The 22,834-nt window shown below is 71.6% G+C and carries 21 protein-coding genes, 1 pseudogene and 1 riboswitch; of the genes and pseudogenes, 2 read left to right on the forward strand and 20 right to left on the reverse strand.

Annotated elements, in window-relative coordinates; all coding sequences use genetic code 11:
* The 14 genes from M0P34_RS02625 to M0P34_RS02690 all read right to left on the reverse strand — a co-directional run.
* Positions 1 to 283: hypothetical protein (locus M0P34_RS02625; protein WP_291496072.1), on the reverse strand; the 283-nt coding region annotated here is incomplete at its 3' end.
* 14 nt (positions 284 to 297) lie between these two features.
* Positions 298 to 552, reverse strand: coding sequence for an FmdB family zinc ribbon protein (locus M0P34_RS02630; protein WP_291496074.1), 255 nt, complete (start codon positions 550 to 552; stop codon positions 298 to 300).
* A 75-nt stretch (positions 553 to 627) separates the two neighbouring features.
* On the reverse strand, positions 628 to 1,008 hold the full coding sequence (locus tag M0P34_RS02635) for a NifB/NifX family molybdenum-iron cluster-binding protein (protein ID WP_291496076.1): 381 nt from the start codon (positions 1,006 to 1,008) through the stop codon (positions 628 to 630).
* Positions 1,009 to 1,011: 3 nt separating this feature from the next.
* Complete coding sequence (locus tag M0P34_RS02640; RefSeq protein ID WP_291496111.1) at positions 1,012 to 1,938, reverse strand: ATP-binding protein; 927 nt, start codon at positions 1,936 to 1,938, stop codon at positions 1,012 to 1,014.
* A gap of 4 nt (positions 1,939 to 1,942) precedes the next feature.
* The gene (locus tag M0P34_RS02645; protein WP_291496078.1) at positions 1,943 to 2,821 is read right to left on the reverse strand and encodes an ATP-binding protein; all 879 of its coding nucleotides are present in this window, start codon (positions 2,819 to 2,821) and stop codon (positions 1,943 to 1,945) included.
* A 6-nt stretch (positions 2,822 to 2,827) separates the two neighbouring features.
* Entirely contained in the window at positions 2,828 to 3,523 is a 696-nt protein-coding gene (locus M0P34_RS02650; RefSeq protein ID WP_291496080.1) for a DUF134 domain-containing protein, read from the reverse strand.
* Between the two features lie 605 nt (positions 3,524 to 4,128).
* A complete protein-coding gene (locus M0P34_RS02655; RefSeq protein WP_291496082.1) occupies positions 4,129 to 7,287 on the reverse strand; it encodes a hypothetical protein in 3,159 nt (1,052 codons plus the stop codon).
* Positions 7,288 to 7,738: 451 nt separating this feature from the next.
* Positions 7,739 to 8,542, reverse strand: a complete 804-nt coding sequence (locus M0P34_RS02660; protein ID WP_291496084.1) for an HAD-IIB family hydrolase — start codon at positions 8,540 to 8,542, stop codon at positions 7,739 to 7,741.
* Positions 8,543 to 8,621: 79 nt separating this feature from the next.
* Positions 8,622 to 9,425, reverse strand: a complete 804-nt coding sequence (gene phnE, locus M0P34_RS02665; RefSeq protein ID WP_291496086.1) for a phosphonate ABC transporter, permease protein PhnE — start codon at positions 9,423 to 9,425, stop codon at positions 8,622 to 8,624.
* Complete coding sequence (phnE, locus tag M0P34_RS02670; RefSeq protein WP_291496088.1) at positions 9,418 to 10,203, reverse strand: phosphonate ABC transporter, permease protein PhnE; 786 nt, start codon at positions 10,201 to 10,203, stop codon at positions 9,418 to 9,420. The genes phnE (M0P34_RS02665) and phnE (M0P34_RS02670) overlap by 8 nt, the downstream gene beginning before the upstream one ends.
* Positions 10,200 to 10,994 (reverse strand): phosphonate ABC transporter ATP-binding protein, encoded by a 795-nt coding sequence (gene phnC / locus M0P34_RS02675; protein ID WP_291496089.1) that lies wholly within the window; start codon positions 10,992 to 10,994, stop codon positions 10,200 to 10,202. The genes phnE (M0P34_RS02670) and phnC overlap by 4 nt, the downstream gene beginning before the upstream one ends.
* 21 nt (positions 10,995 to 11,015) lie before the next feature.
* Positions 11,016 to 12,017 (reverse strand): phosphate/phosphite/phosphonate ABC transporter substrate-binding protein, encoded by a 1,002-nt coding sequence (gene phnD / locus M0P34_RS02680; RefSeq protein WP_291496091.1) that lies wholly within the window; start codon positions 12,015 to 12,017, stop codon positions 11,016 to 11,018.
* 74 nt (positions 12,018 to 12,091) lie between these two features.
* Entirely contained in the window at positions 12,092 to 13,381 is a 1,290-nt protein-coding gene (glpB, locus tag M0P34_RS02685; protein ID WP_291496093.1) for a glycerol-3-phosphate dehydrogenase subunit GlpB, read from the reverse strand.
* A complete protein-coding gene (locus M0P34_RS02690) occupies positions 13,378 to 14,985 on the reverse strand; it encodes an FAD-dependent oxidoreductase (protein WP_291496095.1) in 1,608 nt (535 codons plus the stop codon). Before M0P34_RS02690 ends, glpB begins: the two co-directional genes overlap by 4 nt.
* Positions 14,986 to 15,289: 304 nt before the next feature.
* Between M0P34_RS02690 and M0P34_RS02695 the strand changes: the two genes are divergently transcribed.
* A complete protein-coding gene (locus M0P34_RS02695) occupies positions 15,290 to 16,597 on the forward strand; it encodes a (Fe-S)-binding protein (protein ID WP_291496097.1) in 1,308 nt (435 codons plus the stop codon).
* An 84-nt stretch (positions 16,598 to 16,681) separates the two neighbouring features.
* Here the strand turns inward: M0P34_RS02695 and M0P34_RS02700 are convergent, their stop codons facing one another.
* From M0P34_RS02700 to thiS, 6 genes are read right to left on the reverse strand one after another with little or no spacing between them, the layout of a single operon-like run.
* Entirely contained in the window at positions 16,682 to 17,590 is a 909-nt protein-coding gene (locus M0P34_RS02700; RefSeq protein WP_291496099.1) for a hypothetical protein, read from the reverse strand.
* A 52-nt stretch (positions 17,591 to 17,642) separates the two neighbouring features.
* Complete coding sequence (gene thiE, locus M0P34_RS02705; RefSeq protein WP_291496101.1) at positions 17,643 to 18,329, reverse strand: thiamine phosphate synthase; 687 nt, start codon at positions 18,327 to 18,329, stop codon at positions 17,643 to 17,645.
* Positions 18,322 to 18,996, reverse strand: coding sequence for a sulfur carrier protein ThiS adenylyltransferase ThiF (gene thiF, locus M0P34_RS02710; RefSeq protein ID WP_291496103.1), 675 nt, complete (start codon positions 18,994 to 18,996; stop codon positions 18,322 to 18,324). Before thiF ends, thiE begins: the two co-directional genes overlap by 8 nt.
* Entirely contained in the window at positions 18,993 to 20,120 is a 1,128-nt protein-coding gene (gene thiH, locus M0P34_RS02715) for a 2-iminoacetate synthase ThiH (protein ID WP_291496105.1), read from the reverse strand. Before thiH ends, thiF begins: the two co-directional genes overlap by 4 nt.
* Entirely contained in the window at positions 20,117 to 20,938 is an 822-nt protein-coding gene (locus tag M0P34_RS02720) for a thiazole synthase (RefSeq protein WP_291496107.1), read from the reverse strand. Before M0P34_RS02720 ends, thiH begins: the two co-directional genes overlap by 4 nt.
* A gap of 3 nt (positions 20,939 to 20,941) precedes the next feature.
* On the reverse strand, positions 20,942 to 21,142 hold the full coding sequence (gene thiS / locus M0P34_RS02725) for a sulfur carrier protein ThiS (RefSeq protein WP_291496109.1): 201 nt from the start codon (positions 21,140 to 21,142) through the stop codon (positions 20,942 to 20,944).
* 99 nt (positions 21,143 to 21,241) lie between these two features.
* A riboswitch (TPP riboswitch) is annotated at positions 21,242 to 21,347 on the reverse strand.
* 488 nt (positions 21,348 to 21,835) lie between these two features.
* Here thiS and M0P34_RS02730 point away from each other — a divergent pair.
* Positions 21,836 to 22,834 (forward strand): annotated as a pseudogene (locus M0P34_RS02730) (hypothetical protein); the annotation flags it as partial.

Below are 22,834 nucleotides of genomic sequence, written 5' to 3' on the forward strand. Positions count from 1 at the left end.
CCAGGCCCTCGCTGGCCTCGTGGAAGTCCTCCTCACCCAGGGCGCTGACCACCGCCGTGTTGATCATGGCGTTGACGCGCAGGAGGGCTCCGGCCAGCTCCAGGGAGGGCATGCCGGGCAGGTTCTCGTCGATGACCACCAGCTCCGGGGCGTGGGCGGCGGCCAGCTCCAGGGCCCGGGCGGCGTCGGGGGCGTGGATCACCCGGGCCCCGCCCAGGCGGACAAGCTCGTCGGTGAAGGGCTCCAGCTCCACGGGGCGCGGGCTGGCCAGGACATGGATCATGGCGTGTCTCCTTGTCAGCTCCGGGGGCGCCCGCAGCAGGAGCCCGGCCCGGCGCAGCCCGCCGCGCCGGGGGTCGAGCCGCAGCAGCCGGTGTCGCCGGGGCCGGGGTGGCTTTGGGGCGTTTTGCCCGTCAGGGAACTGGGGGCCGAAAGGCGCCGGAAGGTGGCGGCCGCGCCGCAGACCGGGCAGGGCGGCGTTGGCCCGTCGCCCGGGGCGATGACCTCGCTCACCGCTGCGCAGGCGCGGCACTGGATGTCGTACAGGGGCATGCGCGCTCCTTCGTCGCTGCGCGGCCCGCCCGCCCCGCCGCAAGCGGGGCGGGCGGGGCCGCGCGCCGGGCGGGCCTAGTGGGCGCCGCCGCCGCAGGTCATTTCGGGCCGGAACTCGATCAGCGAGCCGCGCAGGAAGGCCTCCACGGCCTGGCCCACGCTGGGGGCGCCGCCGCCGTGGAACACATGGATGCCCACCTGGTTGAAGCCCATGAGCGGGCGCATGCCCAGGCCGCCGGCAATGAGCACGCCCACGCCGTTGTCGGCCAGGTGGCGCACGGGGGCCATGCAGCCGCCCTGCTGGTGGGGCACGTTGGGCAGGGTGCGCACCCCGGCCACGGCGCCGTTCTCCACCTCGACCAGGGTGTACAGGGCGCAGTGGCCGAAGTGGGCGCCCACCGGCGCGTCCATGCCGCCGGGGGCCTCGGAGGGCACGGCGATGAGGGTTTTGTCCATGGTCTATTCTCCTTGTGCGTTGAATTGTTGCAGGGATGTCCGGCGGGCGGGGGGCCCGCACGGGCGGGAAATGCGTTCCCAGGCCCGGGCCAGGACCTCGGAGACGGGCGAGGGCGGCAGCTCGGTGACGACCTTGCGCTGGATCATGGCCTGGACGAAGACCGGGTCGTAGGGCAGCTCGCCGAGCAGCTCGTAGCCCTGGTCGCGGCACAGCCCGGCCAGTTCGCGGGTGGCCTCGGGGTTCAGGTCGGCCTTGTTGACCAGCACGGCCAGGGGCACCCGGAAGTGCGCGCACAGCGCGGCCACGCGCTCCAGGTCGTGGCGGCCCGAAGGCGTGGGCTCGGTGACGGCCACGGCCAGGTGCACCCCCGACAGGGAGCTGATCACCGGGCAACCGATGCCCGGGGCGCCGTCGCACAGGATCAGTTCCTTCCCGCGTTCCCGGGCCAGGGCCCGGGCCTCGGTCTTGAGCAGGCTGACCAGCCGCCCGGAGTTTTCCTGGCCGGGGAAGAGCTGGGCGTGGACCATCGGCCCGAAGCGCGTTGTGCTCACGGCCCGTCGCCCGCAGTGGCGCGGCGGGAACTCCACCGCCCCGGCCGGGCACAGGGCCACGCAGACCTTGCAGCCCTCGCAGCGCAGCGGGTCCACGGCGAAGACGCCGTCGGCCTCGCCGATGGCCCCGAAGCGGCAGACATCGGCGCAGGTGCCGCAGCCCGTGCACAGGCCGGGGTCGATGCGCGCCTCGTTGCCGGAGATGAAGTCCTCCTCGCGTTCGGGGCGCGGGTCGAGCAGCAGGTGCAGGTCGGGGGCGTCCACGTCCAGGTCGCAGAGCACGGCGTTGCCCTGGCGCCCGGCCAGGGCCGCGAAGGCGCCGGTGACCGAGGTCTTGCCCGTGCCGCCCTTGCCGCTGATGATCACGATTTCGCGGATGGCTTCAGGCATGGGCGGCCTCCTTGGGGGCATTGGCGCAGCGGGCGCGGATGGCGTCGCGCAGGGCGGTGAATGTCGCGCGCTGTTCGGGCCCCAGGTCGGCCACCACGCGGCCCCGGGCGTAGCCCTCGGCCACGGCGCGGTCGAAGGGGATCTCGGCCAGCACGGGCAGCCCCTGGGCGAGGCAGAAGTCGCGCACGGCCCCGTCGCCCACCCCGGCGCGGTTGATCACCACCCCCAGCGGCACGCCCAGGGCGCCGAAGGCCTCGGCGGCCAGGCGCAGGTCGTGCAGCCCGAAGGGCGTGGGCTCGGTGACCAGCACGGCGAAGTCGCTGTCCATCACGGCGCTCACCGCCGGGCAGCTCACGCCGGGGGGCGCGTCGACCACCGCGTCGGCGCCCTCCTGGGCCAGCATGGCGCCCAGGCGGGCCTTGACCCGGCGCATGAGCGGCGGGCTCATGGCCTCGCCCACGCGCAGGCGGCCCATGAGGAAGCGCGCGCCGCGCGCCCGGCCCCAGGCCACCTCGCCCAGCACCCGCCGCCCCGTGCCCACGGCGCCCTCGGGGCAGACGGCCATGCAGCCGCCGCAGCCGTGGCACATCTCCGGGAAGGTCAGCACCGTGTCGCCCATGAGGCTGATGGCCTTGAACTGGCACAGCGCCGCGCAGGCGCCGCAGCGCGTGCAGCGCGCGGCGTCCACCACGGGCACCTCCAGGGCGGCGTCCTCGCTCCCGTCCAGCTCGGGGGCCAGGAACAGGTGCAGGTTGGGCTCCTCCACGTCCAGGTCCACGGCCACCAGGGGCGCGTCCCATACCGCCGCCAGGGACGCGCTGACCGTGGTCTTGCCCGTGCCGCCCTTGCCGCTTGCGATGGTCACGATCATGGCGGCCTACCGGTTGGGGGCGGAGGCGGCGGTGGTCCGCCCGGCGGCGAATTCCTCCACGGCCTGGCGCACGGTCATGTCGCCCATGTCCTGGATCACGGCGATGCCCGCGGCCTGGAGCGCGGCGAATGCCTTGGGGCCCACATAGCCCGTGAGCAGGGCGGTGGCGCCCGCGCGGGCGATGGCCTCGGCGGCGTTGATGCCCGCGCCCTGGCTCATGGCCTGGGACGCGCCGTTGTCCACATACTGGAATTCCCAGGTGGCGGGGTCCACCACCACGAAGCCGGCGGCCCGGCCGAAACGCGGGTCGATCTGGGAGTCGAGGGTCGGGCCCTCGCTGGTCACGGCGATCTTGCTCATGGTTGTCTCCCGGTTCCGGGGCGCCTGCCCGGAGCCTTTTCTGCATTGCGGTTTCACGGCCCAGTGGCCGCCCTCGATGCGCAGGGCCCGGCCCTCGGTCAGGGCGCGGGCAACGGCCGTGCGGGCCTGGGCCAGCACGCGGCCGAAGGTGTGGCGCGACACCTCCATGACGGCGGCGGCCTCCTGCATGGTCAGTCCTTCCACGTCGGCCAGGCGCAGGGCCTCCAGGCCCTCGACGCTCAGGCAGGCTTCCTCCAGCTCGCGCATGGGGATGCCCCGTGGCTTGAAGAAATCCACCCGGGGGGTCTTCTCGATGCGGCGGCACTTGCGGGGTCGTGGCACGATGGGCCCTCCTGTTTTGCTCAAATGAGCAAATAGGTCCGGCCGGGCCTGCTGTCAAGTGCTGATAAAACATGACTTTATCGATATGATATGCACGGGACGCGGGTGGGTCCGGGCGGCGCGGTGCGGGGCGTGGGGCGTGGGGCGTGGCGTGGGGCGGGGCGCACTGTGGTGCGGCGTGGCGCGTGGCGCGGCGTGGCGTGGGGCGGGTGCGCCTTGGCGGGGCCGGGGCGTGGGGGCGAGGCCGCGCCTTGCGGCGCGCACGGGGCCTTTCCCGGCTGGCCCGGCGCGATACCTCGGGCGGCGGCCACGGGCGGGGAGGAGCGCGCCGGGATGCAAGAAACAGGGGGGAGCGAGGCGCCGGGGGAGCCCGGAGGCGGGGTCTGCGCCCCGGATGGCGTCCCGGCGGAGGGCGCTTTCCGCGCCGGGTTGCGGCGGGGGAGCCGGGGCGCCGGGAGGCCCGTGGACGCGGCGCGGTAAATCCGGGGCCGGGCGCGGCGGAGGAACGCGAACCCCGGGGCCGGGCCGCGCGCCCGGGGCGGGAAAAAAGCGCGGGGGCCGCGCCCGTGGCGCGGCCCCCGCCGCCCGGGCCCGGCGGCCCGGGCCTAGAAGGCGCTGCCCGGCTTGTCCTGCGCCAGGGGGTGCGACGCGGGGGGAATGGGCTCGTGGGGCACTGCCGGGGCGTGGGCCGTGTCGTCGGCGTCGTCCGGGGCGGCCTGGGGCATGTCGGGCTGGACGATGTCCAGGGGACCGGTCTGGATGGCCAGCTCCTGGAGATCCTCCAGGTACTGCTGATAGCGGTCCAGGTAGAAGGCCAGGGCCTTGGCGAAGTTGCGGCCCACCAGCCCGTCCAGGAACATCTGGCTGATCTCGCGCTCGCGCTGGAGCACCATCTGCGAGAGCAGGAACACCCGGCGTTCCTCGCGGGTCATTTCGCGCAGCAGCAGCGTCAGCACCGTGCGCGCCCGGGGCTGGTAGAACCAGAAGTACATCAGGTCCAGGGCGTTGACGATGACCATGGACAGCAGCTCGCGGCTTTCCGCGCCCAGCTCGGTGACCAGCCGCTTGGGCGATTCCAGCAGCCGGGCCACGTCCTGGGTGGGGTGGCGCAGCTCCAGGCTGGCGTAGGTGTCGAAGAGCTGGCGCAGCTTGCCGCGGTAGTCGAAGAAGCGCAGGCGCATGTTGGCCCGGCGGTCGGCCAGGCCCTCGATGACGGCGGCCACGCAGTCCGAGGCCAGCTTGGAGATCACCGCCGCCCACTTCTGCAACTCGCCGTCCACGTCGGGGATGCCCGCCTGGGTCAGCAGCAGGCCCGCCCCGGCGTTGAAGGCCACGGCCAGGGGGATGGACAGCACCGTGCGGAACAGGTTGCCGAAGGCCGCCGAGCGCGGCAGGCCGCGGAAGAGGTTGTGGCTCATGATGTACAGGCCGTTGACCAGGGCCATGACCGAGTAGAGCAGGATCGGCCCCGTGTGGGCGTTGATGCCCATGGCCTGGTCGAGCAGCAGGCTCTTTACCAGCCAGTCCAGCAGGGGCACGGAGAACCCGGTGTACATCAGCGAGTCGGCCAGCCGGTCCCAGCTCACATACTCCGTCCAGCGCAGCAGCGGCGAGCGGCGGATGCCCCCGGAGCCCAGGACGGACTGGATGACGTTGCGCACGCCGGTGATGCCGAACCACAGGAACGCGCCCAGGTAGGCCAGGACCCACCAGTCCTTGGTCAGGGCGAAGGTCAGGAAGGCCGGGATGAATCCCAGCAGGATCTTCAGGCCGTTGGACAGGGAGCTGTTCATGTAGCGCAGGGGCGGTCGGTCGGCGGCGTCGGGCTGGGGGGCGTCGCAATCCAGGCGCAGGCCGTTGCCGCTCTCGGGCTGGAAGCCGCCCAGCAGGCAGATGTTGCTGTGCTCCGGCGCGGATGCCTCGTAGCCGTCCACAACCCAGTCCTCGCGGCGGTCGTAGAGCCAGGGGGCCAGCAGGGGCACGGCCCGGGCCAGGCGCTCCTTCTGGCGCCAGGCCCAGGAGTCGTCGTCCTCGGGCAGGTAGGTCGCCCGGCGCAGAACGCGCACGCGCACCGGAACCTGGGCGTGGCGCGGCACGGTCTGCTCCAGGCTGCGCTGGGCCTTGCCCGGCAGGGTGTCGCGCACCACGAGCCCCATGCCCGGCACGCGGGCCGAGCTGCCCGTGGAGTCCGTGCCGATGCGCGAGGACAGGCGCGTCTTGGCGTAGGCCGTGCGCAGGACGGCCATGCCGCTCAGCACGCGCACGAGCTTGGCGCGCTGGTCGGCGTGCTCCGGGGCGTCGCCCAGGTCCTCGATGGCGGTGACGATGGCCTTTTTCAGGCGCACGGCGTTGCCGGAGTTCACGGCGGACTGGAGCTCGATGATCCGCTTGTTGTCCGTGGAGCGGCCGTAGGCCGTGTCCTTGTAGTTGAATATTTCCAGGTGCGTGATCAGCCCGCCGCAGTCGTAGAGCAGCTCCAGCACGTCGGCGGCGCGCAGGTGGGCCAGGTTCAGGGTGATGGTGTGCCCCGAGTGCAGCCCGGCCAGACGCGCCAGGAGCACCGCCGGAGGCAGGCGCAGCAGCAGCGGCGCGTCTTCGTCCTGGTTGGGCACATAGGGGTTGTGCAGGCCGGGGTTGCACTCCGGCGCGAGGTAGCGCGCGATGAGGGTCTCGATGTCCAGGGCGTTCATGCGCCGGACCAGGTCCTCGGCGGCTTCGCGTTCCGCGGGGCCCAGGGCGCAGGCCGAGCGCAGCTCCTGGGCGCGGGCGGCCAGCAGGGGAAAGAGCTGGTCGTGGATCAGCTTGGCCAGGTGATGCAGCGAGGCTTCGCCCGAGCCGACCATGGCCTTCAGGGCCTCGCGGGCCAGGGGCGGCATGTCCAGGCCGAGTTCGGCGTTGAGCTGCGGCAGGTGGCGGGCGTTGAACTCGTCCAGGGCGGCCAGCACATAGCGCTGCTGGTACTGCGAGACTTCGCGGCCCTCGGCCATGATCTGGGCCGTGTCGGGCAGCTCCAGGAAGTCCAGGAACTCCGACGGGTCGGCGATGCCGCGCGGGGTCCAGATGAAGCGCACGAAGCGCCCGCGCAGGGGCGCGCAGTATTCGATGCCCACGCGCACGCGGATGTCGGTGATGGCTCCGGCCTCCAGCAGCTCGCGGGCCACCTCGGGCGGCACATGGTTGTAGTAGATCACCGTCAGGCGCCGGATGCCCTTGATCCAGGCGTCCATGATCAGGTGCGTGGCGGACTTGCGGCCCTTGGTGTTGGCGTCGTGAACGTGGTCGTCGAAGCTGACCTGGTTCCACGCCTCGGGCATTTCGGCCAGGTGGTAGCGGTGCAGCTGGGCGGCCACGGTGCGCGGCTTGCCCGTGGCGGTGTTGCGGAAGTCGCGCGCCAGTTGCAGGCGGCGCGATTCGTCCTTCTCGCGCACCAGCTCTTTCATGATCTGCATGAGCACCCGGGCGGTGTTGAGCCGCAGGTGGCTGTGGGAGCTGTGCAGGGTTTCGTCGCGCAGGGCGCGCAGGCTGCGCAGCCGCTCGTCGGCCTGGCCGCGTTCCAGGGACCGGAACAGGCTGGCCACGGCGTAGGCGATGCGCAGGCCCTTGGTGGCGGCCATTTCCTTCACGCCGCGCGGGTGCATGATGGGCGCCAGCAGGCGCTTGAGGTCGCGGCCCTCGCGGTGGCGGAGCACGTCGGAGACGATGCCCAGGAGCTGGTGGTCCTTCTTGTCGAAATACAGGGGGGAGCGCAGGCTGCTTTGGTACATGGAACTCTGCCGCCGATCCGGTCCGGAATGTTACGAAGTTGTCACAAGCAAATTCTAAATTTCACAATCCCCGGAACTCGCGGGGTTGTCAAGGGGCGCCGGGGCGATTTCGCCGAAAGTCGCGACGGGGCGGGCCCAAGCGGGCCGGGCCAGGGGCGCTGCCCGCGGGGGCCCGGGCGGGGCAGGGCCGCCGCGCGCGGGGCGGCGGGGGGGCGGAAGCCCCGGCGCGGCGCGCTATGTGTGGGGCATGGGTGCGGCCACCGCGTGTTCGCCGCCGCCCTGGCGGGGCTGGCCGCGCGCGGGGCGCTGGGCCCGTCCGTCGATGCTGGCGCGGGGGCGCCCTGGCTTACGACGCGGGAGCCTGTCCCGCCAGCCGTGCGGCCGCCGCGCACGGGGGCGCACTGCGGCGGGCCTTGCGGTGCGGGGCGCTCCCGGGTCGGGGCCCGGAGGCTCAGGCTCCCGGGCGGTGGGCCAGCAGGTGCTCGGCCAGCTCCACGAAGCCCGCCCCCCCGCGCGAGGGGGTGACGAAGGCCGGTTCGGCCTCCAGCTCCCCGGCGAAGTCCAGCACGTTGGCCACGCCTACGGCGTTGGGGAAGTGGGCGAACATGGGCGAGTCGTTGGGCGAGTCGCCGCAGAAGACCACGGCCGGCCGTGCGGCTTCCGGGTCGGCGGCGAAGACGCGGGCCAGCAGCGCGCGGGTCATGGACAGCTTGTCCCAGTCGCCGAACCAGCCGTTGACGTGGATGGAGCTGACCTTGGCCTGGGCCCCGGCCTGGAGGAACAGCTCGTGGATGCGCCGCACGGCCTCGCGGGGCAGGGGCGGCACGTCCTCGCAGAAGTCCACGGCCAGATCGGTTTCGCGGTAGGCCTGGTCGGCCGAGATGGCCGCGCCGGGCACCTCGGCCAGGATGCGCCGCCCCAGTTCCGCCAGCCGGGCGCGGTCGGCCTCGCGCCGGGCGGCGTCCAGGGCGTAATGGCGCTCCATGCGCCGGGCGGCGTGGTCGTAGCGGAAATAGAAGGCCCCGTTTTCGCCGACCACGGCGTCCACAGGCCACATGCGCGCGATATGGTCGCACCAGCCCGCCGGGCGCCCCGTGACAGGCACCACCGCCAGCCCGGCGGCGCGCAGGCGCTCCATGGCCGCGTAGGCCCCGGCGCCCAGGCGGCCGTGATCGGTCAGGGTGTCGTCGATGTCCGTGAGCACATAGCGCACGGCGCGGGCGGTGGCGGCGCTCATCCGGTTCAAGGGGCGCATGGGGCCTCCGGGGAAGGATAGACGGGAGCCGCCCCGGACCGGGGCGGCTCCCGTTGGTTTGCGTGTTCGTCCGCCTGGCCTAGATGATGCGTTGGCGGATCTTGGTCACCAGCACCTCGGCGGCGATGACCACCGCGAAGATGCACAGCAGGATCAGGGCCACCTGCTGCCAGCGGAAGAGGTTGAGGGCCGTGTCCAGGGCCACGCCGATGCCGCCCGCGCCCACGAGCCCGATGACGGCCGACTCGCGCACGTTGATGTCCCAGCGGAACAGGGTGATGCCCCAGAAGGCCGGGGCGATCTGCGGCCAGTAGCCCTTGAGGAAGATGCTCGGCCAGGGCGCGCCCGCGGCCCGCAGGGCCTCGATGGGCCCCTTGTCGCACTCCTCCAGGGCCTCGGAGAGCAGCTTGCCGCAAAAGCCCACCGAGCGGAAGCCGATTGCCACCGTGCCCGCCAGGGCCCCGGGGCCGAACACGGCCACGAACAGGATGGCCCAGACCAGGGTGTTCACCGAACGCGAGGACACCAGGATCAGCTTGGACAGCCAGTTCAGCGCGGGCACGCGCACGATGTTCGACGCGCCCATGACGCCCACGGGCAGGGCCATGACCAGCGCCAGCATGGTGCCCATGCCCGCGATGTTCATGGTCTCCACGAGGGCGTCGTGGACGTTCTCGGCGTAGCTGGCCGTGTCCGGCGGCCACATGCGCCGGAACAGGTCGGCCATCTGCGTCGGGGCGTCCCACAGGAACTCGGGGATGACGCTGACCGTGCGCATGGAGACGGCGAGCAGCACGGCCATGGACAGGAACACCCCGAAGCGCGCCAGGCGCTGGGCCGGGGTGAAGCGCTCCCATTTGCGCGGGGTTGCGGAATCAGTCATTGAACACCGCCTTGACCCGGGTGGCCACATATTCGCTGCACATGATCAGCGCGATGATCGACAGCAGGATGGCCGCCAGGATGTCGTAGTCGAAGCGCTGGAAGGCGGAGAACAACGTGCCGCCGATGCCGCCCGCGCCGACGATGCCGACCATGGTCGAGTTGCGCATGTTGGCGTCGAACTGGTAGGTGGCGAAGCCGATGAAGCGGTTGAGCACCTGGGGCAGCACGGCGTAGAGCAGCAGGCTCATGAACGGCGCCCCCGCAGCCCGGCAGGCCTCCACGGGCTTGAGCGATATCTCCTCGATGGCCTCGGCGAAGAGCTTGCCGATGAAGCCGATGGAGGCGAAGATCAGCGTCAGGATGCCCGCCAGGGGCCCGAAGCCCACGGCCTTGACGAACAAAATGGCGAAGATCACCGGATGGAACGAGCGGCACACGGCGATGACGGCGCGCGCGGGCCAGGTGGCCCAGGCGGGCATCAGGTTGCGCGCGGCGGCTAGGCCGATGGGCAGCGACAGGGCCACCCCGAAGGCCGAGGCGATGACCGCGATCTGCATGGTCTCGAACAGGCCCTCAAGGAGCAGCTTCCAGCGCTGGAAGTTGGGTGGCACCATCTCGGAGAGGAAGCGCGCGCCGTTGTCCAGGCCGATGAGGAAGCGGGGCCAGGTGATCTCCAGCGTCCCCACCGCGTAGAGGCAGTAGATCCCGAGCAGAACCCAGCCCGCGCGGGCGCCCCAGTTCGGCCTGAAGGGCCGCTTGGCGGCGTGGGCGCTCATTGCAGCCAGCCCTCCCCGCCGTAGATGTCCTTGAGGTGCTCGTCGGCAAGCTCGTCGGGGGGGCCGTCGAAGACGACGCTGCCCCGGGCCATGCCGATGATGCGGTCGGCGAAGCGCTTGGCGAGGTTCACGTCGTGGATGTTGATGAGGATGGGGATGCCCCGGGCCCGGGAGAACTCGTTCAGCAGGCCCATGATCTCCACGGAGGTCTTGGGGTCCAGGGACGAGGTGGGCTCGTCGGCCATGATGATGCTCGGGCTCTGCATCACCGCGCGGGCGATGCCCACGCGCTGGCGCTGGCCGCCCGAGAGGGCGTCGGCGCGGGCGGTGGCGAAGTCGGCCAGGCCCACCTGCTCGATGAGCTCGAAGGCGCGGTCGATGTCCGCCTGGGGATACCTGCGCAGCCAGGCGCGCCACACGGGCACCGAGCCCAGCCGCCCGCACAGCACGTTCTCGATGACCGTGAGCCGCTCCACGAGGTTGAACTCCTGGAAGACCATGCCCACCTGCTGGCGGGCGCGGCGCAGCTCGCCGCCGGACAGGTGGGTCATCTCATGGCCGGCCACGTCGATGCTGCCCCGGGTGGGGTCGATGAGCCGGTTGATGCAGCGCAGCAGCGTGCTCTTGCCCGTGCCCGAGGGGCCGATGATGGCCACGGTGGTGCAGCCGGAAACCTCGAAGGAGATGCCGCGCAGCACGGGTTTTCCCGGGACGTATTCCTTGACCAGATCCTTGACAATCAGGGAACGGGGGGCGCCGCCCCCGTTCCCTTTGCAGCTGTTATCGTTCACTTGGATCGCCTTGGGCAGGTGTTACTTCTTCTTGGCCTTTTCGGCTTCCTTCTTGGCCATCTGCTGGAGGCCTTCCTCGTTGTAGCTGGTGCCGGTGGCTTCGGCGATCTCGCGGATGACCTTCCAGTCGGCCATGTAGGTCACGGGATAGAAGCGGTCGGCCCCGTCGAAGGACTTCTGCATGGACTCGGGGAAGCGGTAGGTGTGGAAGGCACCCACGATCTTCTGCGCCAGCTCGGGGCAGAGCTGGTTGGAATAGCCGAAGGACGAGGTGGGGAAGCGCGGGCTGGTGTAGATGGCGCGCAGTTCGCCTTCCTTCACGCGGCCGGCCTTGAGCATGCGCTCGTACACGTCGGAGGCCACGGGGGCGGCGTCGTAGTCGCCGTGGGCCACGCCCAGCACGGACTGGTCGTGCTTGCCGGAATACAGCACGGTGTAGTCCTCGTCAGGCACCAGGCCGAGCTTGGGGAACAGCGCGCGCGGGGCCAGGTTGCCGGAGTTGGACGAGGGCGAGGTGTGGGCCACCTTCTTGCCCTTGAGGTCGGTCAGGGTCTGGAAGGGGCTGTCCTGCTTGACCAGCACGATCAGGTTGTAGCCCTGGAAGCCCTCGGGGTAGCCCTTGACGGCGATGGGCACATAGCCGGCGAGGTTGACGGCGAAGCCGGTGGGGCCGGTGGAGAAGCCGGCGATGTGCAGGCGGCCCGAGCGCATGGCCTCGACCTCGGCGGCGTTGGACTGCACGGTGTAGTAGACGACTTCCTTGCCCGTGGCCTTGCCCAGGTATTCCTGGAAGTCCGCGAAGGCGTCACGGTACACGGCGGGGTCTTCCACCGGGGTGTAGGTGAAGACCAGGGTGCTGGGATCCTTGCACTGGCCGGGACCGGCCAGGTCGGCCACCAGGTCCATGTCGTTGTCGCAGTACATGGCGTCCAGCAGGCCGCGGTTCTTGCACTCGTCCGCCAGGGCGGGCGCCGCAAGGGCCAGGACCAGCGCCAGAACGAGCAGGCTCAGGCATTTCCTCATCGTCTTTTCCTCCGTGCAGATAGGGTTGGCAGCGCCGACGCGGACCCCCCGCGCGGCCCTCAACGAACAACGGTTCAGCGCGCCCCGGCCAGGGTCGTCACGGCCTTGAAGGCCGTGGCGATGGCCACTCCGGCGCCGCATTTCATGCGTATCCAGTCCTGCCCGGCGAGGATGGACCCCGCGGCGTAGAGCCCCTCGTGGGCTGGGGCGCCGTCCCGGCCCAGGGGCCGCAGGGCGGCGTCCACCCGCAGCCCGGCGCGGTGCACGGCGTGCCCGCGCGGGTCCAGGTAGTCCTGGCGGTACCACTGGGCGCGGTCTTCGGGCTGGGCCACGGGCAGGCCGAAGACCGTCTCGGTCAGCGGCCGGCCGCGCAGGCCGCCCAGCCCGCCGCCCAGGAACCGCCCGCTGCACAGCAGCGCGCGGTCGGCCAGCACATGGTGCTCCACGGGCTGCCCCGCCACGCGCAGGCGGAAGGGTTCGCCCGGGGCGGGCAGCGGGCCGACCATCTTTTGCTGGCAGAACAGGGCCACGCCGCGCCCGGGCAGCAGGCCCTCGAAAGTCTCCTTGAGGCGGATGCCCGGCACCCCGGGGGGCATGGTCGGGATCTCGAACACCGGGCGGCCCAGCAGGCGCTCCATGTCCGCCGCCACGTCGCCGGGACGGTGCATGCCCAGGACGGCGGGCAGGCCCACCACCCGGGCCTGGCCCAGCAGCGGCGCCAGGGCCTCGGCCAGGGCCTTGCGGGCGGCGGGCACCTCCAGCATCCGCGCCACCTGCTCGGGGTAGACCTCGCCGCCCGGATGCCCGGGCATGGCCACTCGGGCCGTGGTCAGCCCCGGCCAGTGCGGGGCGAGGTTCACCGCCACTTGGCGCGCGGAGAAGCCCTTCATGCCCTCGATGGCCACGATGCACGCCGGGGCGCCCTGGGCCAGGGCCTCGCAGCCGGGCAGGGCCGTTTCGGGCACGCACCAGGAGTGCTTGAGGGTTCCGGCCGGGGTGGGCAGCAGGAAGTTCCGTTCGCCCCCGGCGCGGTAGGGCAGGCCCGCCCCGCGCAGGAAATCCATGAGTTCGTGGAAGGCCAGGCGGATGTCCTCGGGGTCGAGCAGGGCGTAGGGGTGCCCGGGCTCGTCGCGCAGCAGCTCGGGCAGGGCCTCGAAGGGCCGCTCCACGGGCCGGGCGGGCTGGCCCTCCCGCGTTGCGGGCAGGGCGCCGAGCACGTCGAAGACGCCGCTGGTGTAGGAAATGGCCCCGGTGCTGCCCGCCTGGACGACGCGAAGCCCCCGGGACGAGGCGAACACCGCGGCGGCCATGCCCGCCAGCCCGGTGCCGATGACGGCCAGGTCGTAGCGCTCGGGCTGGCTCATGGCCGGGCCTCCTCGTCCTTTGCGGCGCCGGGGGCCGGGGCGGTGTCCGGGCCCTCCAGCTCCAGGCCGAGCAGCCCGCAGTGCAGGGCCTCGGCCAGTTCGGCCTGGATGAGCTGCGGGCCCCAGAGCACGGGGCGTTGGCCCTTGAAGCGTTCGGTGAAGAATTCGCGCATCCGCGTAAGCCCCTTGGGGGAGGTGTAGTGCCCGGTGTCGTAGAGGTGGGCCGCCACGCGCACGCCGCAGAAGGCGCCCTGGCAGGAGCCCTTGCCGATGCGGCTGCGCTTGCCCAGGGCCTGGAGCCCGGGGTCGGGGAACTGCTGGCCGCAGTCGTCCATGATGCCGTCCACGGCGCTGGCGGGCACCATCTCGCATTCGCACAGCAGGGGGTCGTCGGCGTCGTGGCGCTGGGTCCACAGGCGCGGGGCGAAGCCCGGCTCGGTCCAGCGGCAGGACGGGGCCGCAGGCAGGGGCTCGGTGCGCGTGCGGCACGGGGCGCTCACGCCCAGGCGCGCGCAGACCAGGTCGGCGGTCTTCTCGGCCATGAGCCGGTAGGTGGTCAGCTTGCCGCCGGAAACGGAGCAGAAATTGGACAGCCCGGCCTCCTCGTGGCCGTAGAGCATGAACCCCCGGCTCACGGAGCGCCCGTCGCCGCCCTGGCCCGCGTCGGAGCGGATCAGCGGGCGCACGCCGCAGTAGGCGCGCACGAAGCGCGTGTAGCCCAGGGAGGGGATCATGGGCAGGGCCTGGCGCACGTTTTCGTCGGCCTCGGCCACGGTGGGCCGGGCCCGGTCGGGGTCGTCGATGGTCACGCTGGTGGTGCCCAGGATGGACACCGTGCCCCCGGGCACGAGGATGTCGCCGTTGCCGGGCGGGCGCAGGCGGTTGACCACCCGGCGGGTCATGCGCTCGTGGGTCACCAGCAGGGTGCCCTGGGAGCAGAGCATGGGGATGCTCGCCCCGGCCAGGGCGGCCACACGCCCGGCCCAGGCTCCGGTGGCGTTGACCACCTGGGCGGCCTCGATGGTTCCGGCCTCGCCGCTGACGGTGTTGACCGTGTGCACGCGCACCACGCGCCCGGCGTCCACGTCCATGCCCGTGACGCGGGTGCGCCGCAGCAGGGAGCAGCCCGTGAGGGCCTTGGCGTGGGCCATGTTTTCCAGGGCCAGCCGGAAGGGGTCGATGGTGGCGTCGGGCACGGCGAAGGCGGCCACGACCTTGGGGGAGAGCACGGGCTCCAGGGCCCGGGCCTCGGCGGGGTCCACGCAGCAGACATCGATGCCCGCCGCCGCGCACCAGCCGGGATAGTCGGCCACGAAGTTCTCGTCGTCGCCCGCCACGGCCACGAACAGCCCGCCGCAATCCTCCACGCACTGCGGGGCCAGGCGCTTGAGCAGCGCGCCTTCCTCGCGGCACTCGCGGGCGGCCTCGGTGTCGTTGGACACATAGCGCCCGCCGCTGTGCAGGAGCCCGTGGTTGCCGCCCGAGGCTCCGGAGTTCACGTCGCCGGTTTCCACCACCACGCACGACACGCCGCGCAGGGCGAGGTCGCGAGCGAGCCCGGTGCCGGTGGCCCCGGCGCCGATGATCAGCACTTCCGTCTGCATCCGTATTCCCCAGTGTGGCGGAGCCTGGCTCCAGCCTTTGCCCGGCCCCGTTCCGTGGCCCCACCGGCTCCGGAAGCGGGCAGGCCGCTGGCTGTGGTTCTAGATGAACCCGGGCCCCAAGGCAACCCTTGGCGGCGGGAAATGGCGCCGGGCCTGTGTTTTTTCGGGTGACGCCGCGCGCGGATGGCGGTATGCCCCAGGTGGCGGCGGGTTGCCTTTGCGGGCCCCCGTGTTATTCTTGTTGCGACGCATCACGACCATCCGCCCCGCCTCCGGGCCGGGCGCAACGCCACAGGGAGCCTTCATGGACGCGACCCCTTCGCCGGAACCTCTCGCCTGCGCGCCCTGCGAGCCGGCATTCAAGGACAAGGCCCTGGAACTGCTGCCCTCGGGCGGCAACTACACCATGTGCCTGACCTGCGGGCTGTGCTCGTCGGGCTGCCCCGCCTCGGGCCTGGAGGGCATGGACCCGCGCAAGTTCGTGCGCATGGCCGCCCTGGGCATGAACGAGGAGCTCGCCGCCACGCCCTGGGTCTGGATGTGCACCATGTGCAAGCGCTGCCAGCACGTCTGCCCCATGAACATCGACATCCCCCGGCTGGTGTTCCACGCGCGCTCCTGCTGGCCGCGCGACAAGCGCCCCCGGGGCATCGTTGCCTCCTGCGAGCAGGCCCTGCGCACGGCCACGCACTCGGCCATGGGCATCGGTCCCGACGATTTCGCCTTCGTGGTCCAGGACGTGCTCGAAGAGCTGCACGAATCCCAGCCGCAGTTTGCGGGGGTCCGGGCGCCCCTGAACCGCAAGGGCGCCTATTTCTTCCTCAACCAGAACTCGCGTGAGCCGGTGACCGAGCCCGACGAGATGATCCCGCTGTGGAAGATCCTGGATTACGTCGGCGCGGACTGGACCTACGGCACCACGAGCTGGGCCGCCGAGAACTTCTGCATGTTCGCCGCCGACGAGGCGTCGTGGGAGACCATCGTCCGCGACCTGGCGCACAACGTGGAGGACCTGGGCTGCAAGGTCTGGCTGAACACCGAGTGCGGCCACGCCTACTACGCCGTGTGGGAGGCCGTGCGCCGCTTCGGCATCCGGGCCGACTTCCGCCTGGAGAACCTGGTGACGTGGTACGCGCGCTGGATCCGCGAGGGCAAGCTGCCCGTCTCCAGCCAGTGGAACCGCGAGCTGGGCATAACCTTCACCGTCCAGGATCCCTGCCAGGTCGTGCGCAAATCCCTGGGCGACGACATCGCCGAGGATCTGCGCTTCGTCATCAAGGCCGTTGTCGGCGAGGAGCATTTCATCGAGATGTACCCCAACCGCTCCAACAACTATTGCTGCGGGGGCGGGGGCGGGGCGCTCCAGGGCGGCTACCCCGAGCAGCGCCGCGCCTACGGCCTGCGCAAGCGCGACCAGATCCTGGCCACCGGCGCCAAGTACTGCATCACGCCCTGCCACAACTGCCATTCGCAGATCCACGACCTGTCCCAGCAGGCGGGCCACGCCTGGGAAACGGTCCACCTGTGGACGCTCATCTGCCTGTCCCTGGGCATCCTGGGCGAGAACGAGCGCGCCTACCTGGGGCCGGACCTGGCCGGGGTCGGGCTCTAGGCCCGCGCCTGGCCGGGAGGGGCGACGCAAAGGCCCCGGCCGCGCAAGCGGCCGGGGCCTTCGTGTTTCCGGGCGCGCGGGGGGCTAGCGCCTGCGCGCGATGCACAGCCCCTGGGGCGTGGTGGTGTCGTGGTAGAGCACGTCCCACTCCGGCGAGGCCGCGAGCATGGCGCAGAGCAGGAACGATTTGACGCTTTTGGGAAAGTGCACGTCGTGGAGGATGGCCAGCCCCCCGGGGCGGATGCGCTGGCTGGTCAGGGTCCACTCGGGCAGGGTCGAGAATTCCCCGCAGTCGTAGAACACCGCGTCGAAGCTGTCGGCCTCGGCCAGCACGCCGTCCAGGGCCGTGGGGCCCTGGGCGGCGCAAAACTCCTCGTCGGCCTTCCATCGCTCGGGCAGCAGGGTCGACAGGCAGCGCAGGCCGTCGCCCCGGAAGAGCTGCCCGTCCACGGCCCGGGCCAGGGCGCCGGGCTCCTCGGGCAGGCCCAGGGTCGCGGCGTAGAAGCTGCGGCCCTGCGGGCGCACGAAGGGCCCCAGGTGGGCGCGCAGGGCCGCCACGGGCAGCCCCAGGAACTCCGTCCTGGTCCGCGAGTCGTAGAATGCGCGGTACTGCTCGCGGGTCAGGGTCGGGCCGGTGACGAAGCGGACCCGATGGGCCACGGCCAGCAGCGGCTCGCGGATGTCGTAGGCGTCCACGGGCTTGCCGTCCACGGAGAATATCCGCGTCCCCTCGGGGGCCAGGGTGCCCCACAGCAGGGAGCTGTAGCCGCTGCCCAGCTCCAGCACAGTCTCCAGCCGGTCCAGGTTCAGGGCGAAGTTCACGCCCACGGCGTATTGCAGAAATACCGGGACGTTGTGGCGGTCGTTGGCGCGCCCGGCGCGGGTGTCCAGGGCGGCCTTGGCCAGCCCCTGGAGCAGCGCGGTGTTGGCGTCGGGCCGCAGGGCGCTGGCCGCGTGGTACTTGAGCAGTTTCCTGTTCCAGTTGAAGGACATGCGTTCCGCCTTTGCTGTGTTGTGCGCGGGGGCCTGTTGCCGCCCCTGGGATTTAGGGCATCCGGGCGGGCGCGTCAATGCCGCCCGCCGCGCGCATGACGGTGGCCAGCTCCGCGATGCGCGCGCCGATGTCCGGGGCGCCGACGATTTCCGTGACCAGGCAGACCGTGCGCGCGCCGCGGGCCAGCACCTGGGGCAGGTTGTGGGTCTTGATGCCGCCGATGGCCGCGAAGGGCAGGTCGATCTCGCGGACCACGAAGTCCAGGTATTCCAGGCCCACGGGGGCGCAGACATCCTCCTTGGTCCGCGTGGCGTGGATGGGGCCGACGCCGATGGAGTCCGCCCCGGCGGCCACGGCGGCCCGGGCCTGGTCCGGGCCGTGGGTGGACAGGCCGATGGCCACGCGCGGACCCGTCAGCCGCCGCACGGCGGCCACGGGCAGGTCCTCCTGGCCCACATGGACTCCGTCGGCCTCCACCAGCAGGGCCAGGTCGATGTGGTCGTTGACCACCAGGGCCGCCCCGGCGGCGCGGGTCATGGCCCGCAGCTCCTTGCATTCGCGGTACATCTCCCCGGCCTTCTTGCGTTTTTCCCGGTATTGGATCAGGCGTACGCCCGCGTCGAGCATGGCGCGGACCACCTCGACGTTGCCGCGCCCCAGGGAGAAGGGCTCGGCGGTCAGGCAATAGAGCCCGCCCTCGCGCATGAGTCCGGTAACCAGTTCGCGTCCGTCAGTCATGGGGGTTCTCCTTTTCGGCGTCGTCCACCGTCGGCCCGGGGCCCAGCCCGGCCAGGAAGCGGTTCAGGAAATGGGCCAGCACCGCGTCGGCCTGCATGGCGGCCGCCACGCCCACCGTGGGCGACAGGGGCGGGGCCCCGGGGCCGCAGGCCGTGCACCCGTCGCCCACCAGGACGAAATTGGGGCGCAGGGTGCGCGTGCGGATGCCCCCGGCGCGGCCGAACCCGCCGATGCCCGAGGCCGCGACCAGGAGCGCCGGGCCGGGCAGCACGGCCTCGGCCAGGGCCTTCTTGGCCCGGGGGTCGTCCAGGGCCTCGACCACCGCGTGGCAGGCGCCGAAAACGGCGGTGGCGCTGGCCCCGTCCAGGCGCACGGGGCACAGGGTCAGGCGCAGCTCGGGGTTCACGGCGCGCAGATTCTCGGCCAGGGCCTCGACCTTGGCCCGGCCCACCTGGGCCGCCGTGTAGCACTGGCGGTTCAGGTTCGAGGGCTCCACGGCGTCGAAGTCGGCCAGCACCAGCCGGGTGAAGCCCGAGCGCACCAGGTGCATGGCGCAGTTGGAGCCCAGGCCCCCGGCCCCGGCGACGCCCACCGCCACCCCGGCCAGGAACTCCGGGGCCCCCGGGGGCAGGTGGCGGGCCAGGCCCTGGCGCAGCAGGGAGCTCATGCCGCCCCCGGAGCCGCGTCCGCCAGGGGTTCCCAGTCCTTGAACACGGGCTGGTAGCCCCGCCGCCGCAGGGCGGCGCACATGTCCTGGACCCCGCGCGGGTCGGATATCTCGAACTGTCCCGTGCCCGCCTCGCCCCCGGTGTGCCCGCCCACGGCGGTGGACACCCCGGCCGACATGCGCGTGACGCCCAGGGGCACGAGGTTGTCGCGCAGGGTCGGGGACTCGCGGGTGGAGATGGTGATGCCCGCCTGGGGCAGGAACAGGCGCAGGGCCGTCATGGCCTGGACGAGGTCGCTGTCCGTGAGCGGGTGGGCGGGCTGCCAGGCCCCGGCGTGGGGCCGCATCCGGGGCAGGGAGATGGCCAGGTCCACCCCGGGGTGGTGGCGCTGGAGATACCGGGCGTGCATGGCCGTGGCGAAGACCTCCAGGCGCCAGGGCGCAAGCCCCAGCAGGGCGCCGATGTTCACCGTGCGCATCCCCGCGCGGCAGGCGCGCTGCGGGGCATCCAGGCGCCAGGCGTAGTCGCGCTTGGGGCCCCGGGGGTGCAGGGTCGCATAGAGCGTCCGGTCGTAGGTTTCCTGGAACATGGTCATGCCGTCCACCCCGGCGCGGACCAGGACGCGGTAGTCGTCTTCGGACAGGGCGTGGACCTCCACGGCCAGGGAGGGGAACAGCGGGCGCAGGAGCCTGGCGCAGGCCGCGATATAGTCCGTGCCCGCGCGGGCCGGGGCCTCGCCCGTAAGCAGCAGCAGCTGGCGCAGGCCGGTGGCGGCGATGGCCCGGCCCTCCTCCAGGGCCTGGGGCGGGGTCAGCTGCGCGCGGGGGATGCGGTTGGCGCTGTTGAACCCGCAGTAGACGCAGCCGTTGGTGCAGTGGTTGGAGAGGTACAGCGGGGTGAAGAGCTGGATGGTCCGGCCGAAGTGGCGCACGGTGGTTTCGTGGGCCCGGCGGGCCAGGGCTTCCAGGTGGGCCGCCGCCGCCGGGGACAGCAGCGCCGCCAGATCGTGCGGGCCCGGGGCCGGGGCGTCCAGGGCGCGCAGCACGGCGGCTTCGTCGGCCGTTTCTATGGCCCGGGCCGTTTCGCCGTCGTGCAGGGCCGCGCAGGCCGGGGCGAAGCTCATGGCGCCACCTCCTGCGGGGCCCGGCCCCCGTCCTGGCCCAGGAAGCCCGTGAGCGGCGAGGACGCGCTGGCCCGGGCGCGCACGGCCCCCGGCCCGGAGAGGAACGCCTCGCGCCCGGCGGCCACGGCCCGGCCAAAGGCCCGGGCCATGCCCACAGGATCGGCGGCGGTGGCGATGGCCGTATTGACCAGGCAGGCCGCCGCGCCCATCTCCATCGCCTCGCAGGCCTGGCTGGGCCTGCCGATGCCCGCGTCGACGATGACCGGCAGGGCCAGGTCCTCGATGAGCACGGCGATCATTTCGCGGGTGCGCAGGCCCCGGTTGGTGCCGATGGGCGCGCCCAGGGGCATGACGGCGGCGGCCCCGGCGTCGGCCAGGCTGCGGGCCACATAGAGGTCGGGGTTCATGTAGGGCAGGACCACGAAGCCCTCGCGGGCCAGGGTCTCGGTGGCCCTGGCCGTGGCGTAGCCGTCGGGCAGCAGGTGGCGCGAGTCGGCCACGACTTCGATCTTGATCCAGTGGCCGCAGCCCATGGCCCGGGCCAGCCGCGCGATGCGCACGGCCTCGTCGGCGGTGCGCGCGCCGCTGGTGTTGGGCAGGCGCACCATGTGCGCCGGGATGTGGCCCATGAGGTTGGCGGGGCCGGCGTCCAGGTCCACCCGGCGCAGGGCCATTGTGATGACCTGGGCGCCCGATGCCTCGCACACGGCGGGGATCAGCGCGTCGTCGCCGAATTTTCCGGTGCCGACGAACAGGCGGCTTTGCAGGCGCGTGCCGCCGATTTCCAGGAAGTCGTCAGGTTCTGGGGTCGTGGTCATTGTTCAGCCTCCGCCCACGAAGGACAGTATTTCCAGCGTGTCGCCGGGTTCCAGGGGCGTGGCGGCGTAGTCCGCGCCGGGCACGATGGTCCCGTTGCGTTCCACCACCACCACGGCGGGGTCCAGGCCGCAGTCGCGCAACAGGGCGGCCACGTTGGCCGGGCGGGGCAGGGGTCGGGTGCTGCCGTTGACGGTGAGGGTCATGGGTCGGCCTCCTTGCTTGCTGCCGGGGAGGCGGGGTCCGGGCGGGGCCGCAAACGCGGCGCGCCCGCCGGGAAGGCGGGCGCGCCACGGGATCGCAGGCTGGTTCGGAACCGGCTTCCCTACGGCAGAATGATCTGCATCAGGTTCCAAGGGTCGGGACACTCGTCCCCTCTCAGCCCCGTACGGGGCTCCCCTAGCGCGTGGGCAAAGCCTATGCCCTTGCCCGGGCGATGTAAAGGCGGAACTGGCCGCCGCAACGGCCCTGGAACGCCTGCCGCGCCGGAGCGGCGCCCCGGGCGCGCTGGCCTGGGCGTGGGGGGGCCGGAAAACAGATGCGCAAACTACCAAAAGTTGCCCCCTTGCGTCCGGGCCCGGGGTTACTCCAAACCCAGGATCGTCCACATGGCCCCGCAGGTTGCCCGCCTTGCGCCCGGGCGCGGGGTTGGTTTTTGTTCGTGGCCTTGTATTGAAAAACTTCTTGCCCAATGCATTTCGAGACAGTAAACCACAAGGTGCGACTTAATTTCCTTTGGGATTGTACCTGGTTGCCGCCTTGTGCCCCGCCCGGGCGCAAGGCGGCAGGTTTCCTGGGAGCAGGCTTTCATGGCCCCCTCGGGGCGCGTGGCAAGGGTCCGGTTTCTTGTTTTTCATCGCGGCATCGTATCGCTCATCATGACTGGAGTGGATCGCGTCATGTTCAGAACCGCTTCCCGCCTTGTATCCGCATCGCTTTCCATTCTCCTGCTGCTCGCCCTGTCCGGGTGCGTGGAAAAGATCGCGCTTGGCGACAAGTACGATGCCTGCCTGTCTTCCGGGCTGTATGCCGACGCCGCCGAGTCGTCCAGGAAGGATGCGGAAGGGAGCGACATCCTCGCCAGCCTGAATTATGGCTATGCACTGCGATGCAGCAAGGACTACGAGGGGGCGGTTGTCGCCTTCGACAAGGCGGAGGCGCTTTTCAAGGCGATAGAAGAAGACAGCCTGCTGAGCGATACGGAAAAGACTGTCGCCGCCGCGCTGGTGAACGAAGGCATCTCCTCGTATTCCGGAAAGCTCTATGAGTTCACACTGGTGAATACATACAAGGCCATGTCGTTCATCAAGGACGGGCAGCATGACCTGGCGCGGGTGGAATTGAACCGCGCCCTGGACCGCCAGCGTCGGGCCAGGCAGTTTTTCGAGGCGGAGCTGGAGCGCGCGGTGGAGAAAAGCCGCAAGGAGCAGGCCGCCCAGACCGCCCAGGCGGCGCCGGATGCGGCGCAGGCCCCAAAGGCCCCGCAGCTTCCCGACGCCGCCGAAACCGCGCGGCGCGAGGATGTCTCCAAGGAACTGGCAAAGCACTACAGCAATATCGGGAACTTCGAGCCCTACGCCGACTATACCAATCCCTTCGTCACCTATTTCGCCGGGTTGTATTTCCTGCTTGAGCGGGACTATGCAAAGTCCTTGGATTTGCTCAAGGAAGCCGCAGCGATGTGCCCTGAAAACGAGGTCGCCCAGGCGGATTTCCTCGCGGCGCAGGCTGCGGCGAAAGGGCTTGGGGCCGCCCCGGGCGGGGCGCGCCACGCGTGGGTCGTTTTCGAAAACGGGGTCGGCCCGGGGCTGGAGTCGTTGACCATCCCGCTGCCGTTGTTCCTGGTCACCGACCAGGTGGCGTACACCGAGGTCGCCCTGCCCCGGCTCACCGGGGCC

The sequence above is a fragment of the Desulfocurvus sp. genome (assembly GCF_023230885.1).
GTDB lineage: Bacteria > Desulfobacterota > Desulfovibrionia > Desulfovibrionales > Desulfovibrionaceae > Desulfocurvus.

Coding starts and splice junctions, on each gene's coding strand:
- phnE (WP_291496086.1), bottom strand. CDS start 9,425: ATGACTGATTCCGCAACCCCGCGCAAATGGGAGCGCTTCACCCCGGCC.
- phnE (WP_291496088.1), bottom strand. CDS start 10,203: ATGAGCGCCCACGCCGCCAAGCGGCCCTTCAGGCCGAACTGGGGCGCC.
- thiF (WP_291496103.1), bottom strand. CDS start 18,996: ATGAGCTCCCTGCTGCGCCAGGGCCTGGCCCGCCACCTGCCCCCGGGG.
- M0P34_RS02720 (WP_291496107.1), bottom strand. CDS start 20,938: ATGACCACGACCCCAGAACCTGACGACTTCCTGGAAATCGGCGGCACG.
- thiS (WP_291496109.1), bottom strand. CDS start 21,142: ATGACCCTCACCGTCAACGGCAGCACCCGACCCCTGCCCCGCCCGGCC.
- phnD (WP_291496091.1), bottom strand. CDS start 12,017: ATGAGGAAATGCCTGAGCCTGCTCGTTCTGGCGCTGGTCCTGGCCCTT.
- M0P34_RS02645 (WP_291496078.1), bottom strand. CDS start 2,821: ATGATCGTGACCATCGCAAGCGGCAAGGGCGGCACGGGCAAGACCACG.
- M0P34_RS02695 (WP_291496097.1), top strand. CDS start 15,290: ATGGACGCGACCCCTTCGCCGGAACCTCTCGCCTGCGCGCCCTGCGAG.
- M0P34_RS02655 (WP_291496082.1), bottom strand. CDS start 7,287: ATGTACCAAAGCAGCCTGCGCTCCCCCCTGTATTTCGACAAGAAGGAC.
- thiH (WP_291496105.1), bottom strand. CDS start 20,120: ATGAGCTTCGCCCCGGCCTGCGCGGCCCTGCACGACGGCGAAACGGCC.
- glpB (WP_291496093.1), bottom strand. CDS start 13,381: ATGAGCCAGCCCGAGCGCTACGACCTGGCCGTCATCGGCACCGGGCTG.
- M0P34_RS02635 (WP_291496076.1), bottom strand. CDS start 1,008: ATGGACAAAACCCTCATCGCCGTGCCCTCCGAGGCCCCCGGCGGCATG.
- thiE (WP_291496101.1), bottom strand. CDS start 18,329: ATGACTGACGGACGCGAACTGGTTACCGGACTCATGCGCGAGGGCGGG.
- M0P34_RS02700 (WP_291496099.1), bottom strand. CDS start 17,590: ATGTCCTTCAACTGGAACAGGAAACTGCTCAAGTACCACGCGGCCAGC.
- M0P34_RS02630 (WP_291496074.1), bottom strand. CDS start 552: ATGCCCCTGTACGACATCCAGTGCCGCGCCTGCGCAGCGGTGAGCGAG.
- M0P34_RS02660 (WP_291496084.1), bottom strand. CDS start 8,542: ATGCGCCCCTTGAACCGGATGAGCGCCGCCACCGCCCGCGCCGTGCGC.
- M0P34_RS02690 (WP_291496095.1), bottom strand. CDS start 14,985: ATGCAGACGGAAGTGCTGATCATCGGCGCCGGGGCCACCGGCACCGGG.